Source organism: Aureimonas altamirensis, assembly GCF_001463885.1.
Lineage (GTDB): Bacteria > Pseudomonadota > Alphaproteobacteria > Rhizobiales > Rhizobiaceae > Aureimonas > Aureimonas altamirensis.
This window is the reverse complement of the sequence record NZ_BBWQ01000006.1, coordinates 42863-57816: the sequence shown is the minus strand read 5'-3', so window position 1 is coordinate 57816 and position 14954 is coordinate 42863. Positions and strand designations below refer to the sequence as shown.

General features: G+C 62.3%; 15 protein-coding genes. 6 read left to right on the top strand and 9 right to left on the bottom strand.

Going from position 1 to position 14954, the window contains the following annotated elements; genetic code table 11:
• Positions 1-32: 32 nt before the first annotated feature.
• Both rpsB and AUL31_RS04580 read right to left on the bottom strand, forming a co-directional pair.
• Complete coding sequence (gene rpsB, locus AUL31_RS04585; protein WP_060602012.1) at positions 33-821, bottom strand: 30S ribosomal protein S2; 789 nt, start codon at positions 819-821, stop codon at positions 33-35.
• Between the two features lie 189 nt (positions 822-1010).
• Complete coding sequence (locus AUL31_RS04580; protein WP_159439788.1) at positions 1011-1823, bottom strand: EipB family protein; 813 nt, start codon at positions 1821-1823, stop codon at positions 1011-1013.
• Positions 1824-1894: 71 nt separating this feature from the next.
• On the opposite strand from AUL31_RS04580, the gene AUL31_RS04575 reads away from it, so the two are divergent.
• From AUL31_RS04575 to AUL31_RS04560, 4 genes are read left to right on the top strand one after another with little or no spacing between them, the layout of a single operon-like run.
• Entirely contained in the window at positions 1895-2362 is a 468-nt protein-coding gene (locus AUL31_RS04575; RefSeq protein ID WP_060602005.1) for a RidA family protein, read from the top strand.
• Positions 2355-3086 (top strand): glycerophosphodiester phosphodiesterase family protein, encoded by a 732-nt coding sequence (locus AUL31_RS04570; RefSeq protein WP_060602002.1) that lies wholly within the window; start codon positions 2355-2357, stop codon positions 3084-3086. The genes AUL31_RS04575 and AUL31_RS04570 overlap by 8 nt, the downstream gene beginning before the upstream one ends.
• A 47-nt stretch (positions 3087-3133) precedes the next feature.
• A complete protein-coding gene (locus AUL31_RS04565) occupies positions 3134-4321 on the top strand; it encodes a GNAT family N-acetyltransferase (RefSeq protein WP_060601998.1) in 1188 nt (395 codons plus the stop codon).
• 35 nt (positions 4322-4356) lie between these two features.
• Complete coding sequence (locus tag AUL31_RS04560; protein WP_060601994.1) at positions 4357-4782, top strand: HIT family protein; 426 nt, start codon at positions 4357-4359, stop codon at positions 4780-4782.
• On the opposite strand, the gene AUL31_RS04555 is transcribed toward AUL31_RS04560, so the two are convergent.
• The 6 genes from AUL31_RS04555 to AUL31_RS04530 form a co-directional block, all read right to left on the bottom strand.
• Positions 4775-5140, bottom strand: coding sequence for an AzlD domain-containing protein (locus AUL31_RS04555; RefSeq protein ID WP_060601990.1), 366 nt, complete (start codon positions 5138-5140; stop codon positions 4775-4777). The genes AUL31_RS04560 and AUL31_RS04555 overlap by 8 nt on opposite strands.
• A complete protein-coding gene (locus tag AUL31_RS04550; RefSeq protein WP_060601986.1) occupies positions 5133-5861 on the bottom strand; it encodes an AzlC family ABC transporter permease in 729 nt (242 codons plus the stop codon). Before AUL31_RS04550 ends, AUL31_RS04555 begins: the two co-directional genes overlap by 8 nt.
• A 123-nt stretch (positions 5862-5984) precedes the next feature.
• On the bottom strand, positions 5985-8471 hold the full coding sequence (gene clpA, locus AUL31_RS04545; RefSeq protein ID WP_060601983.1) for an ATP-dependent Clp protease ATP-binding subunit ClpA: 2487 nt from the start codon (positions 8469-8471) through the stop codon (positions 5985-5987).
• Between the two features lie 8 nt (positions 8472-8479).
• Positions 8480-8809, bottom strand: coding sequence for an ATP-dependent Clp protease adapter ClpS (gene clpS, locus AUL31_RS04540; RefSeq protein ID WP_060602095.1), 330 nt, complete (start codon positions 8807-8809; stop codon positions 8480-8482).
• A 294-nt stretch (positions 8810-9103) separates the two neighbouring features.
• Positions 9104-11794 (bottom strand): hypothetical protein, encoded by a 2691-nt coding sequence (locus AUL31_RS04535; protein WP_060601979.1) that lies wholly within the window; start codon positions 11792-11794, stop codon positions 9104-9106.
• 148 nt (positions 11795-11942) lie between these two features.
• The gene (locus AUL31_RS04530) at positions 11943-12290 is read right to left on the bottom strand and encodes a phasin family protein (RefSeq protein WP_060601975.1); all 348 of its coding nucleotides are present in this window, start codon (positions 12288-12290) and stop codon (positions 11943-11945) included.
• A 345-nt stretch (positions 12291-12635) separates the two neighbouring features.
• On the opposite strand from AUL31_RS04530, the gene AUL31_RS04525 reads away from it, so the two are divergent.
• The gene (locus AUL31_RS04525; RefSeq protein ID WP_457912010.1) at positions 12636-14147 is read left to right on the top strand and encodes a serine hydrolase; all 1512 of its coding nucleotides are present in this window, start codon (positions 12636-12638) and stop codon (positions 14145-14147) included.
• 29 nt (positions 14148-14176) lie between these two features.
• The gene (locus AUL31_RS04520) at positions 14177-14452 is read left to right on the top strand and encodes a hypothetical protein (RefSeq protein ID WP_060601972.1); all 276 of its coding nucleotides are present in this window, start codon (positions 14177-14179) and stop codon (positions 14450-14452) included.
• A gap of 2 nt (positions 14453-14454) precedes the next feature.
• Here the strand turns inward: AUL31_RS04520 and AUL31_RS04515 are convergent, their stop codons facing one another.
• Positions 14455-14892 carry a DUF1489 family protein gene (locus AUL31_RS04515; protein ID WP_060601969.1) on the bottom strand — a complete coding sequence of 146 codons (438 nt, stop codon included), beginning with the start codon at positions 14890-14892 and terminating at the stop codon, positions 14455-14457.
• Positions 14893-14954 lie beyond the last annotated feature (62 nt).

Sequence of the window (14954 nt, the reverse complement as noted above, 5' to 3'; positions counted from 1 at the left end):
ATCGATCTGGAAAGGCTAGCGGCCGGTTGGCCTCAGGCCGCGGCGCTCTGTTCGCCGGTCTCGGCCTCTTCTGCAGCGGCCGCCTCTTCAGGGGCGGTCTCCATCGCACCGACATCGACGCCCATGGCGCCCTGCTGGCGAGCGATGCCGTCGACCGCCGCGCGGGCGATGAGGTCGCAATACAGCGCGATGGCGCGCGATGCATCGTCATTGCCCGGGATCGGGAAATCGATGCGGGAAGGATCGCTGTTGGAATCGACGACGGCGACGACCGGAATGTTGAGGCGCTTGGCCTCGTCGATGGCGATCGCTTCCTTGTTGGTGTCGACGATGAAGATCAGGTCCGGAACGCCGCCCATGTCCTTGATGCCGCCCAGCGCGCGGTCGAGCTTGTCGCGCTCGCGCTGCAGGGTCAGGCGCTCCTTCTTGGTGAAACCCTGGGCTTCGCCGGTCAGGATCTCGTCGAGCTTGCGCAGACGCTGGATGGAGTTGGAGATCGTCTTCCAGTTGGTCAGCATGCCGCCGAGCCAGCGCGCATTGACGTAGTACTGGGCCGAACGGTTGGCCGCATCGGCCACCAGCTCGGATGCCTGACGCTTGGTGCCGACGAACAGCACGCGGCCGCCACGGGCAACGGTGTCGGACACCGTCTGCAGCGCCTTGTGCAGCATCGGAACCGTCTGCGACAGGTCCATGATGTGGATGTTGTTGCGCGCGCCGAAGATGTACGGCGCCATGCGCGGGTTCCAGCGGTGGGTCTGGTGCCCGAAATGAACGCCGGCTTCGAGAAGCTGGCGCATGGAATAATCTGGCAGAGCCATATCGATCTATCCTTTTGACCGGTTTAACCTCCACGGATAGAAGCGGTTGAACCGCCACCGGTGGGAGCCGCCGCCTCGCGACAGAACCCGATATCCGTGTGTGGAATAGCGCGGCGCATACAACATGCCGGCCGCAAAGGCAAGCCGGACAACACGGTCACCGCGTCTGGTATGGCGCCGGATGGCTTTTTATTCGCAGTCCGGCGACGTCAGATATTTAAGGTTTGCAAGGTCGCCTTTCAACTCGTAGGCGCCGAAATCCAGCAGCATCTGATCCGACACGCCGTTTTCGTAAAGCCGGTAGCGGGCGCGGAACACGGGTTGGCCGTCCTCGTCGGAATCGCTGTTGAAGTAGGATTCGTCGATCATCCAGGATTTGAGCCCGGCCAGCTCCTCAGCCGTGCGGCCGCCCTCCGCCGGTGGCGTGCCGTCATTGACCGGCAGGATGACGGATGTGGTCGTCAGCAGCTTTTCGGCCTCCGGGTCGCCATCGAACAGGCGCGCCTCGAAGAAGCGGGTTCCCTTACGGCCCTGGGTGATGAGTTCTTCCGTATGGCTCAGCGGGAAGCGCGACAGCGGAAGCTTGAAATCGCGGATGACCGGCTCTTTCAGCGTCACATCGGTGCCGTCCGGCACATTGACCGCCGCGCCCTTTACCGCCCCCTGGTCGAGCCCGTCGACGAAGGTCGTCGTCTCGAACGAGAATTCCTTTCCATGGGCGCGTTCGGTGGACCGGGTCCGCTGGTCCGTCAGGGTCATCTCCCCATCCTTATGGAACCGCGCCGCAAACCGATAATCGAGGTCATAGTCGCCGCAGGCCTTGGCGTTGAGCGTAAAGGCGATGCGCCCCTCGACGGCAAGGATATCTTCCGTCTGCCCGGCAAGCGACAGGTCGTAGACCGCCTGATGCGGCCGCAGCGGCGCGGCGGCAGCCGGAAGGCTGGCCGCAAGCAGGCCAAGGGCCACGATGGCGAAGCGGGTTCCGTTGTGGATGCTCGGCAAAACCTTCGATCCCCTTGCCTTATTGGACGCGCCGTTGGACATTCGCCCCGCAACATGCAGTCGGAGTATCCATGACAGATTCCCTTGAAAGCCGTCTTGCCGCTAAGGGCCTCAAGCTTCCCGCCGCAGCGGCGCCGGCGGCCAATTATGTCGCTTATGTCACCTATGGCAACATCCTCCAGACATCCGGACAGCTACCGATGGCCGATGGTGGCCTTGCGGTCACGGGTACGCTGGGCGAAAACGTGAGCCTGGAACAGGGGCAGGAAGCCGCCCGCCATTGTGCGTTGAACATCCTGGCCCAGGCCAAGGCCGCCCTCGACGGAGACCTCACGCGGATTCGCCGCCTGCTGAAGCTCACCGTCTTCGTGGCCAGCGCGCCCTCCTTTACCGATCAGCACAAGGTTGCCAACGGCGCATCCGACCTGCTGGTCGAGCTTCTGGGCGATATCGGCAAGCATTCGCGCTCCGCGGTCGGCGTTCCGGCGCTTCCGATGGGAGCCGCGGTCGAGATCGAGGCTGTGTTCGAGATTGCCTGACAGCCCCCTATCCGCGTTCGACTGGCTGACGCGGCGTCCCATCGCCCATCGCGGCCTGCACGACGGCAACAAGACAATCGCTGAAAACTCCATGGCGGCGTTCCGCGCCGCCATGGAGGCGGGCTTTGCCATCGAATGCGACATCCACATCGCGGCCGACGGCGTTCCGGTGGTGTTTCACGATGGCGATCTCGCCCGCATGGCCGGCATGGAGACGGCGGTATCGAGCCTCGGTTCGGCCGAGCTGGGGGCGATAGAGCTGGCCGGTACTCAGGATGGCATACCGACGCTCGCCGCCCTGCTGGAGCTGGTTGCGGGACGCGTTCCACTCGTCGTCGAGATGAAGGGCACAAGTGCGGCGGCGGACACCGGTTTCGTGCAGGCTTTGACGCCGACGATCGAAGCTTATGATGGGCCGCTCGCGCTCATGTCCTTCGACGACTGGCTGCTTGCAGATGCCCTGCCGCTGCGTCGCAAGGTGCCGCTGGGTCTGACCGCCGAGGGCACGCGCGACGAAAAGCTGGCCGCGCACCGCGCGATCGTGGAGCGGGGCTGCGACTTCGTTTCCTACAATGTGCATCACCTGCCCAATCCCTTCGTTGAATGGGTGCGGCAGGAACTCCATCTACCCGTCATAAGCTGGACTGTGCGCACACCGGACGATGTGGAGCGCAGCCACGCCTATGTCGATCAGATGACGTTCGAGGGCTTCCTCCCACGATAGGTTTTGGCCTGTCGTTTCCGGCGGCCCACGACAGGTCGGGAGATTCCATGCCCGTCAACCGAGATGAGAACCGTTCCGGCGGCGCGTCGAGCGGCCTTACCCTTCGCGTGGCCGACCGTATCATGGCACTGGATGCGGGCCGCTGGAACGCGCTTGCCGCCCCGGACGGGCGCGGCAACCCGTTTCTGCGCCACGCTTTCCTGGATGCGCTGGAGCAATCGGGAAGCGTCGGCGAAGAGACAGGGTGGCTTCCCCAGCATCTGCTGCTGGAACGCGATGGCGTTGTGATCGGCGCGGTCCCCGCCTATCTGAAGCTGCACAGCCAGGGCGAATATGTCTTCGACCACGGCTGGGCCGACGCCTTCGAGCGCGCCGGCGGGCAGTATTATCCAAAGCTTCAGGTCGCCGTTCCGTTCACTCCCGTCACCGGCCCGCGCCTTCTGGCCGGCAAGGCGGACGACGCCGCGCGCGAACTCCTGGCGCGCTCCATCATCGCCTATGTCGGCCAGACCGGTTTATCCTCAGCTCACGCGACATTCGTCTTGGAGGAAGACGCCGCGGCCTTTGCCGAGGCCGGGCTGCTGGAGCGCCTCGACATCCAGTATCACTTCTTCAATCGCGGTTACGCAACGTATGAGGATTTTCTTGCAAATCTTTCCTCTCGCAAGAGAAAATCTCTTAAACGAGAGCGGCGGGACGCGTTGACCGAGGGCATCGAGGTCGAATGGCTCAGCGGCTCTACGCTGACGGAAGAAGCGCTGGACGCCATGTTCGCCTTCTACATGGACACCGGCAGCCGCAAATGGGGACGCCCCTATCTGAACAGGCGGTTTTTCCGCATCATTGCCGAAACGATGCCCGACGAAATTCTGCTCATCATGGCGCGCCGCGATGGGCGATATATCGCCGGCGCCATGAACGTCATCGGCCCAAATCGCCTTTACGGTCGCTACTGGGGCTGTATCGAAGACCATCCCTTCCTGCATTTCGAGCTTTGCTATAACCAGGCGATCGACTACGCGCTGGCGCATGGGCTGGAGGTCGTCGAAGCCGGCGCGCAGGGCGATCACAAGATCGCCAGGGGCTACGAGCCGGTCCTGACGCGATCCTACCACTATTTGGCACATCAGGGGCTGCGGCGGGCCGTGGATGAGCATCTTGTGCGCGAGCGGCGCGCCATGATCGCCGAGCAGGCCTCCCTTGCGGCGGAAACACCGTTCCGCAAAGGTGAATGACAGTGACTGGCGAATATCAGGGACAGGGTTTGAGCATGACGACAGCGTATCAGGACGACAATATCTTCGCCCGCATCCTCAAGGGTGAGATCCCCTCCATCAAGCTGTTCGATCTGCCCGAGGCCATCGGGATCATGGACGTGATGCCGCAATCGCCCGGTCATTGCCTCGTGCTGCCCAAGGCGCCGTCGCGCAACCTGCTCGATGCAGAAGAGCAGACCCTGGCGCAGCTTCTGCCCATCGTTGCGCGGTTGGCCCGCGCGGTGAAGGAAGGCATGGGCGCCGACGGAATCGTGGTGTCCCAGTTCAACGAGGCGGCCGGCGGGCAGACGGTATTCCACCTCCATATCCATGTGGTCCCCCGCTACGAGGGCGTGGAATTGAAATCACACGCGTCCGGAATGGCCGATAGCGCCCTTCTCGAGGAGCAGGCGCGCAGGATCCGCGCGGCGTTCAGATAAGCCCGGCCTGCCAGGCGCCCGTCAGCAAAACGACCTGCGAGGCCAGGATGCCTGCAACGATGCTGCGCCGGCCGGCCATGTAGACCGCAAAGCCGATGCAGACAGCGCCGACGCGCCACGCCATCGCGATTTCCTCCAGCGTGCCGCCGGGATGAAGGACCAGCCGCGCGATGACGGCCGCCACCAGCGCGGTGGCCACGGCGCGCACCAGCGCGATGCCGGGCGAGCGTTCCGACATGCGGCCGGCCGACAGCACGCCGAGAAAGCGCCAGATATCGGTTGGCAGCCATCCTGCAAGAAGGATGAAGAGATAGGGCCACCACGGCTGCTGCAGGCCGAAAAACGTCAGCTCACCCATTCCTTGCCTCCATCCGGCCGATGGCGAAGGCGATGAGCCCGCCGACGATGCCGGCGATCAGGATGTCGAAGCCGGGGGCAAGCCAGTGCGCGACAGGCAGGAGCGCCATGCCGACGAAGAGGCCGTAGCGGCCGGAGGCTTCCCGCGCCGATCCGAAGAGCGACAACAGGAAGTAGACCGGCGTCAGAAACGCCAGGGCTCCGGCCACCAGCGGTGGAAAATGGCCCATCAGGTTGAACGCGATGGCAACCACTATCGTGTTGATCAGCGTCAGCGTTACGGCGAACCCGGCAAAGAATATCGGCCGCCTGTCGCGTGGCACGGCGTGCAGATGCTCCATAGCAAAGACCCAACAGGTGATCGCCACGAAATGCGACAGGAAGAGCATGCTCCAGCGGCTGCTGCGCGGTGCGCGCAATTCGGGCATCAGCGCCACGACCATCGGCATCAGGCGAACGGAAGACAAAGCCACGGCAAGCGCGGCAGCCGGCAGGGAAAGTCCTGCCGTGATGGCGCCGACCACGATGATCTTGGCCGGCAGCGCCCAGATGGTGAACGTCATGAAAGCTGCGTGGAGCCAGTCTATGCCCGCCTCGCGGGCAAGCCCTGCAAAGCCGACCATCGACACGGTCAGGATCAGCGCCGGCACCGACAGAATGCCCCGCATTCCCCGCAGGAACCAGGCGGCCCCCGACGCATCTCCCCCCGGCACAGTCCCCATCGCCACGGCCCCTCCAAGACCGTCATCACCTACACTTGGTAAGGGTGACTTGCTACCCGAAATAGCACCGCAAACGAAGAAGGGGCCGCAAGGCCCCTTCCCCATCCACGTCACAATGCGTGGTTATTGCTTGTTGCGCGGGACCTTCGGCACCGTGCCGCCGCGCCGTGCCTCGGACTGCTTCGCGTCGGGCCGCGACGCGGCTTTCGGCGGGGATGCGACGGCGACATCGCCGCCATCGTAATCATCCTGCTCTTCCTCGACACGGGCCTGGCGGCGGTTCCGGCTCTCGGCAGACTTGCGGCGCGCCGGCGCCTCGTCGGCAATCGCCTCAAGCTTCAGTTCCTGCCCGTCGGCGCCATCCACAACCGACACCTTGACGGTGCCGCCCCGCTTCAGCTTTCCGAACAGGACCTCGTCCGCCAGCGGCGTCTTGATGTATTTCTGGATCACCCGCCCCAGAGGCCGGGCACCCATATTCTCATCATAGCCCTTTTCGGCCAGCCACTTGATGGCTTCCGGCTCAAGCTCGAAGGTCACGCCACGATCCGAAAGCTGCGCCTCGAGCTGCATGACGAACTTCTGGACCACTTCATGGATGACCGGCGTCGGCAAGGGTGCGAACGGAATGATCGCATCCAGACGGTTGCGGAACTCCGGCGTGAACAGCCGGTTGATCGCTTCCATATCGTCCCCCCTCCGCTTGGCGGAGGTAAAGCCGATGGACGCCTTCTGCATATCAGCCGCGCCGGCATTGGTTGTCATGATCAGGATGACGTTGCGGAAATCGATACGCTTGCCGTTGTGATCCGTCAGCTTGCCATGGTCCATAACCTGCAGAAGGATGTTGAACAGGTCTGGATGCGCCTTCTCGATCTCGTCCAGCAGCAGCACGCAGTGCGGATGCTGGTCGACGCCATCGGTCAGAAGCCCGCCCTGGTCGAAGCCGACATATCCGGGAGGTGCCCCGATGAGCCGCGAAACCGTGTGCCGCTCCATGTATTCCGACATGTCGAAGCGTAGAAGCTCGATGCCTAGCGAAGCCGCAAGCTGCTTGGCCACTTCCGTCTTGCCGACACCCGTGGGGCCCGAAAACAGATAGCTGCCGATCGGCTTCTCGGGCTCGCGCAGGCCGGCCCGCGACAGCTTGATCGCGGCCGTCAGCATGTCGATGGCCGTATCCTGCCCATACACGACCCGCTTGAGCTGCGCGTCGAGATTGGCCAGCACCGCCTCGTCGTCTTTGGAAACCGATTTCGGCGGTATCCGCGCCATGGTGGCAACGGTGGCCTCGATCTCCTTGACACCGATCTGCTTCTTGCGCCGGGACTCCGGCAGCAGCATCTGGGACGCACCCGTTTCGTCGATGACGTCGATCGCCTTGTCGGGCAACTTGCGGTCATTGATGTAGCGGGCCGACAGCTCCACGGCAGAACGGATCGCCTCGTTGGTGAACCGAACGTGGTGGAACTCCTCGAAATAGGGCTTCAATCCCTTCAGGATCGACACCGCATCGTCGATGCTGGGCTCCTTGACGTCGATCTTCTGGAAGCGGCGCACCAGGGCCCGGTCCTTCTCGAAGAACTGGCGATACTCCTTGTAAGTGGTTGATCCGATGCAGCGGATCGCCCCCGAGGACAAGGCCGGCTTCAACAGGTTGGACGCGTCCATCGCGCCGCCCGAGGTGGCGCCCGCACCGATGACGGTGTGGATCTCGTCGATGAAGAGGACGGCGCCGGGATAATCCTCGAGCTCCTTCACGACCTGCTTCAGCCGCTCCTCGAAATCGCCGCGATAGCGCGTGCCGGCCAGCAACGTACCCATATCCAGAGAGAAGATGGTGGCATCGGCCAGCACCTCGGGCACGTCGCCTTCCACGATGCGCTTGGCCAGGCCCTCGGCGATCGCCGTCTTGCCGACGCCCGGATCGCCCACATAGAGCGGGTTGTTCTTGGAGCGGCGGCACAGCACCTGGATGGTGCGGTTGATCTCGTCGGCGCGGCCGATCAGCGGGTCTATCCGCCCGGTGCGCGCCTTCTCGTTCAGGTTGACGCAGTAGGCGCTGAGCGCATCCTGCTTCTCCTTGCGGCGTCCTTCTTCCTCGTGCGATTGCCCCATGGTCGATTGCTCGTCCTCAGCTCCGCGAACGGATCGGCTTTCGGCGCCACCGGGTCGCTTGGAAATTCCGTGGGAAATGAAATTAACGGCATCGTATCGGGTCATCTCCTGCTCTTGCAGGAAGAAGGCGGCATGGCTTTCGCGTTCGGCGAAGATGGCGACAAGCACGTTGGCGCCCGTCACCTCTTCGCGGCCGGAAGACTGGACATGGATGACGGCCCGCTGGATGACCCGGTGGAAACCGGCCGTCGGTTTGGAATCCTCGTCGCTGCCGGTGACGAGGTTCGCAAGTTCGGTATCGATATAGTCGACAAGGGCTCCGCGCAGCGTGTCGATATCGACACTGCATCCACGCAGCACGGCCGCCGCGTCGGCATCTTCCAGCAGCGCCAGAAGAAGATGTTCCAGGGTGGCGAACTCTTGGTGACGCTCATTGGCGAATGTCAACGCCTGATGGAGCGACCGTTCGAGACTGGGAGAAAATGTAGGCAAGCTTCACCTCAATTCTTTTCCATCACGCATTGCAGCGGATGTTGGTGCTGACGGGCGAAATCCATGACCTGCGTGACCTTCGTCTCCGCGACCTCGTATGTGTAAACTCCGCACTCACCGACACCATGCTTGTGCACGTGCAACATGATACGGGTGGCTGCTTCCCTGTCCTTCTGGAAGAAGCGTTCGAGAACATGAACGACGAACTCCATCGGGGTATAATCGTCGTTGAGCAGAAGGACCCTGTAAAGACTCGGCCTTTTGGTTTTCGTCTTTGTGCGCGTGATGACGGACGTACCGCGATCCGTGTCGCCGTCGCCCGCCTGCCCGGCTTGCATGATGATTACCGATTGCGCCTCGACCAAGTCCGTGTCTCTCAATGCCACCATCGTCATGGATCGATATGTAAGCATTAGCGACGCCATTTTAAGGCATTCGCCGATGCGATATGTCGACGCCATGGTCCCAACCACGAAATGGATGGTCGCCCCGTTTGACGGTGGGCGCAAGGGCACGACCGAAAACTTGCACCGAAGCCATATCGGCACTGTCGAAAAGACGCCGAAACGCATACTGCCGAGCCGCTTCCGGCCCGGCAGTCAATGATCGCGAGGGGTCGATACGATAAAGGCCTAGACCGGGAATGGCGATTGATCGGGATACGCCGAGTTGGCGACCCCGATCTTCATGCTGCCGTAAAAGTGGATCTGGCCATCCAGCGCCAAGTCATTTCCGGCGAGGTCACGAATGCTGGCACCATTCAACGATAGCGTCTCCTCACCAAGCGTAATGCCGTCCATATCAACATCACCGTCGGCAACCTGATAGGTGAATTCCAGCAGTGAGCTGGTCACAGATGCCATCGCCAGATGACGCACGGTAGATCCGATAACGATGTTCAGCGTCGGGGTTCCGGCCGTTGTATCGACGGTGACTGGCTCGGTCATCGACACCAAGAATTTCAGCTCGTTCCCGACCTGTGCTGACAAGCTCGAGGCCCCATTCACACGCGCCATTACGTTGCTGATGTGGGGATCGATCGAATCCACCATCGCAATCACCGTATTGGCACTGATCGCGCTACCGGCAGTAAAGTAATGCGGACCGTTTTCCAACGGGCCAGTCGGCTTCCAAATCCATGTCTCACCGGTCACATCGACCTCACCGACCATTTGCCCGTCCTCGAACATCGGCACGCGAAGACTTACCCCGTCGGGAATGGGCGCCTTCACGCTTCCATGAAGCTCCAATCCGTCAGCGGAGACCTGAAGTGACGTGGACTGATGTCCATTGGAAAAGAGACTGTCGATACTGGGAGAAAAGGCATGCAGTTTCTGCTCGTTGCTCATTACAGTCAGTTGAGCAACGGTCAGCGCCTTAAGCTGCTCGACCGTCAGCCCATCAAAGGATCCGGCGTTGACATTGCTTAAATAATCTGCCGGCAACTGTCCGATCTCGCTCGTATACAGCATGGCGACGCTGCGGATGTCGATGTTCAGCGGCTCGCCTGGTTGCAGGGACGACATCTCCGGCGTACTCACAGCAACACTGAGGGAATTTGAAGTTGTGTAGAGGTCCAGGGATGGATTGAATGTCCATCTCAGACGATCCTCCGACAATGTCGCAAACCCGATCTGTTCGTCATCAACCATGATCGTCAAGGATGCGCCCTGTGGTAGTGGCGCACTCAATGTGCCGAACAATTCGGGACGCCTGTTGAGCGTGAAATCAAAGCCCGTACCGAAATCCTGGGTCTGGACGTGCAGCCCATAAAGGGCTTGCATCTGCTCGCTCGACAGAAACGTCAACTGAGCTGCTGCCAATCGAGACGCGTCGATATGCGCCAGGGCTTCGGCTGGAATGTACTCCATATCTTCCGCCGACAGATGGCTCAGCGTATCAGCAGACATCTTCGCCGCATCGTCGGGGCCGATGTTAGACAGAACGTAGATTCTTATATCGCGCTGTATCGCATCCATTGCCGCCAGGCGAACCTCGTTCGCCTGCGCGAAAATCGGCGAGCCACTGGCGATGGAATCGACGAGATGCACATCTGGATTTGCCTTGTCGACCGCGTGCGCGCCAAAGGAAAGCACGTAAGCCGGGGTGTTCAGGTCGTTCTTGTCCAAGGCCAGCAGCATATACTCGAATGATTGCTCATAACCGAAATTCGCCGATAGCCCGGACATCGACGCCAGAAGCTTGCCGACATAATTGGAGCCGGTGCTGACCTGCCCTGACCTGTCGATGACGGCTGCTGCCGGCTGATGAATTTCACCTTGAATACCGAGAGCGGCAGCAACGTAATCATTTGCCGCTTTGGCCGCGCTTTCCGCGACAACCCCTTGGCCCGCGGTCTTCTCTGCGTAACGGACCGCCAGTTCCGAAAGAGGCGACACCGTAACCGCGGTGGACCCCGCGCCATTCACAAAGAGATAGAGACGAAGCTCTCCCGGAAGGTCGACTGGCTTCCCCGTCGCTTCATCAAGGTAGTCTGGGCCATCGGATTTGTCTGAAACACGAGCCAGCAGAACGCCGCGGTACCCCTTAGGCAAGTCCGTCTCGAATGTCCCGTCACTGGCGATGGCGATCGGGCCGAGAATGAGGTGGCCGTCCAGATCGTAAAAGCTGACTTCCAGACCGTGACCATCGATAACCGGGCCCGCGATCACGTTCCCGTATACGTGCATGCTTTTGGCCTCTGAGACCAGGGGCGGCGTCGTGACAGTCGTAACAACGTACCCGGCGTCAGACCCGCCGCCGGAGCCACCGCCCAGCGTTGCGCCGGCAACGCCAAGCCCGCCCAGCCCACCGAGAACCGGAAGGTACATCGGCCGCTGCAGCGACACATTGGCAACCAGATCGCCGACCTCTTTTGTGATGCCGTATTGCGTGGAAAACGCATTGATCATCGACATCGGTTCGTTCGACGCCGAAAACGAATAGATGTACTGCGTACCATCCTTGGCGATCATCGGGGTGTCGGTGCCACCATCGATCATCTTGAGGTGGTTTTCCACGCTTGGCAGTTCGATGGCACAGGCCGCATCGTCGCAAGCCAGGAAGAAGTCCTCAAGGACGATCTTCGTGTGGTCCTGCAAAAGCACGACGAGATTGTCGTCATTGTCCCTGAGAGCGAAAACGTCTCCCTTGAATAGCTTGCCGTTCGGATCCATGCTGTTCTGCAAACGATAACGAATGCCGCGTTTGGCCTGGATCGACACAGTCGACCCCGCCACAACCCTGACGGCGCCGGATCCATCCCACAGAAAGACATCTGAACTCGGCGCCGTTGCCGGCCCGACAAGCTTCTTAATGGCCATAACGCTTTAACCACCATCATTCATAACGATATCTTATGCGCTCTAACGTTCGAATGTTTACCAGTAAAGCAAAAAAACCGCGCCCGTTGCCGGACGCGGTTTGCAGGATGTGTCTGGCGGTGCGCGTAGTGCGCACCCTGCCGGATGGTCAGGCCTTGAAAGCCTGCGGCTTGGGGAAGCTATTCAGGACGCCTTCGAAGGGCTTGTAGCTTTCGCGCGCCATGTCCGAGCAGATTTCGCTCATCTTCGTCGCCTGCGAGACCCAGCCCTCGTAAGCCGCCTTGGCATAATCGGCCTGCAGCTCGAACACCTTGTCCAGGGTGCGGACCTGCGTCATCTTCTCCATCAGCTCGGTGGACTGCTCGTAGGAGCGCTTGGTGTAGTCACCCGTCTCCGAAGCCAGCATCTGAAATCCGCGCGTCATGGCAGAAACCAATTTCAACGCGCCGTCCATCGCCTCTTTGCCGATGCGGCTGGTGTCGTCGTATGCCGTCATGTCCTCACTCCCTTCGATTGAATGTGCTGCAATGCAACAATACCCCGCCAGTATATTGCATTGCACAATAAAACGCAACCGATTGTGCGTTGCGGCCAAAGGGGGAATCGCGGACGGTTAAGGTGCGCCGTAGGGCGGCCATGGGAATTCGGTGGAAGTTGCAAACGAACCTTCAACCATAAACGGATTGGTAAGGCTGCCTCTCTACGGTTGGACGGTGACAGTTGCAGAAATGCCCCGGCGACTCGCCGCCGTGGCGCCACCCGAAGCAAGAGAGCCTCGAACGTGCCAGTCTTCCGTACACGTCTGAAAGCCGCCCTGACCGGTCTGGTGCGCACCTGCGCGGTGGCCTTGGTGGGCACCGGCATCGCCCTGTCTGCAACCGCGGGCTCGGCATCGGCGAACGAGAAATATGCCGCTTTCGTCGTCGACGCGAATAACGGCAAGGTTCTCTTCAACCGCTTCGGCGACGATCTGCGCTACCCGGCGTCGCTGACCAAGATGATGACGCTGTACCTGATGTTCGAGGCGCTGGAGACCGGGCGCGCCAAGCTTTCGACGCCGATGAAGGTGTCGGCCTATGCCTCGTCCCGGCCGCCCACCAAGCTCGGCGTGCGCGCCGGTGGCACCCTGACGGTGGAAGAAGCCATCTACGGCCTCATCACCCGCTCGGCCAACGATGCCTCCATGGTAATCGCCGAGTATCTGGGCGGCACCGAAACGCGCTTTGCCGAAATGATGACGTCCAAGGCGCGTGGCCTTGGAATGTCGCGCACCACGTTCCGCAATCCGCACGGCCTGCCCAATGCCGGCCAGCAGACGACGGCGCGCGACATGGCGACGCTCGGCATCGCGCTTCGGGAGCATTTCCCGCAATATTACAAATACTTCTCGACCCGCTCCTTTAATTTCCGCGGGCAGACGATCAATGGCCACAACCGCCTGCTCGGCCGGATCGACGGCGTGGACGGCATCAAGACCGGCTATATCAACGCCTCGGGCTACAACCTCGTCAGCTCTGTCGCGACCGGCAACAAGAAGCTCGTCGCCGTGGTGATGGGCGGTCGCACAGGCGCCTCCCGCGATGCGCACATGGCCGAGCTCATCAAGACATATCTGCCGCAGGCCAGCGGGCGCTCCGGCGGGCCGCTGGTCGCATCCTGGTCGCCCACGGGCCGCAGCGCCGCTCCGGGCGCGGTGGCCTCTACATCCCGCGTCGCGGACCTGCCGAAGACGGGACCGCTGCCGACCCTGCGTTCCGAATCGATCGACAGCCGCGTGGCGACCGCCTACGGCACCAATGCCGCCGGCGCAGTGGCCGACGCCATCGCGACGCCATCAGGCCGCCCCTCGATGGGCCGGGATGCGCTTCGCGCCGCCATGAACGAGCGCAGCCAGGCCCAGCGCCTTTCGGTTCCGACGGCCAACGCCCTCGCAGCCGAGCCGAGCCGCCCCGCCCGCGCCACCCGCCCGCTGGAAGCGCCACAGATGGCGCCGGCACGCAGCGGCATGCCGGGCGCGCCGATCCCCCGGGCGCCGATTCCGTCCGCATCCATCGACCATTCGCCCACCGGCTCCATCGCCTCTCCCGTGGCGGAAGCGGTCAAGTCGCGCAGCTGGGTTGTGCAGATCGCGGCGACACCCGCCCGCGAAACGGCGGACGCCATGCTTGACGAGGCTCGACTGATTGCAGGCGCCGCCCTGGCAAACGCCCGCCCGGTCACCGAGATCGTCGCCAACGGCAACGACAAGCTTTACCGCGCACGCTTCGCAGGCTTCGAGTCCAAGGCGGAAGCCGACGCGGCCTGCAGCGCGCTGCAGACCCGATCCTACCCCTGCTACGCAGTCGCCAACTGACCACAGACCAGACGAGACGAAGGTGCACCATGCTGACGGCTGAACCCGAATCCAAGGCCACCGAAACGGTCGCGAATGCGCGCCCGGCAATGGGAGGCACATTCATCGGCGATGCCGCCGCCCATCTGTCGGAACTGCGCGATGGCCGCTCGCGGCTGCGCGCCAAAGACCTCGTCAGCCTGTTGCTGTGCCATGGCGCACGTGCCTGGCGGTCGTCGCAGCCGACCACGCGGGTTCGCATACGGGTCGGCTCGCCGCTCGGCGGACGGGCATTGTCGCTGCGCATGGGCAGCGCCAAGGGCTGAAACTACAAGAGGCCGAGTGCGGCAAGCTCCCGCCTGAGTTCGGGCGGCAGGGCCGCAATCGAGGCATCGTCCGCACCAAGGTCGGGCGGCGCATCCTCGCCTGTCAAATACCGCCAGCCCTGAAAGGCACGGCGCGGCTGCCACGCCGTACGCTGGAAGACAGGCTCCAGCACGATATGACAACGCTCTATGCCGTCGGCCTCGGTAACCGCGTCGAAACGGCGGATCGGCTGTCGAAGCTGGACATTGCCCTTGATGACCCAGTACAGCGAGCCGCCGTCGAGTATCTCGGCCGCGCGCTTGGGCGTCACGCGGGTTCGATGCGTCTGCTCGGCCGGCAATCCGGCCGCACGGGCGGCGGCCAGCCGCAAGGCGACGTGGCTTTCCAGATCTTCGACCGTGTCGACGCCGACGCACAGCTTTATCATGTTGAGCACCATGCCAGCGTCTTGCCGTCCGCAAGGATCGCGGTCAAGACAGGGTGCCGCGAAAGGGCCGGTCA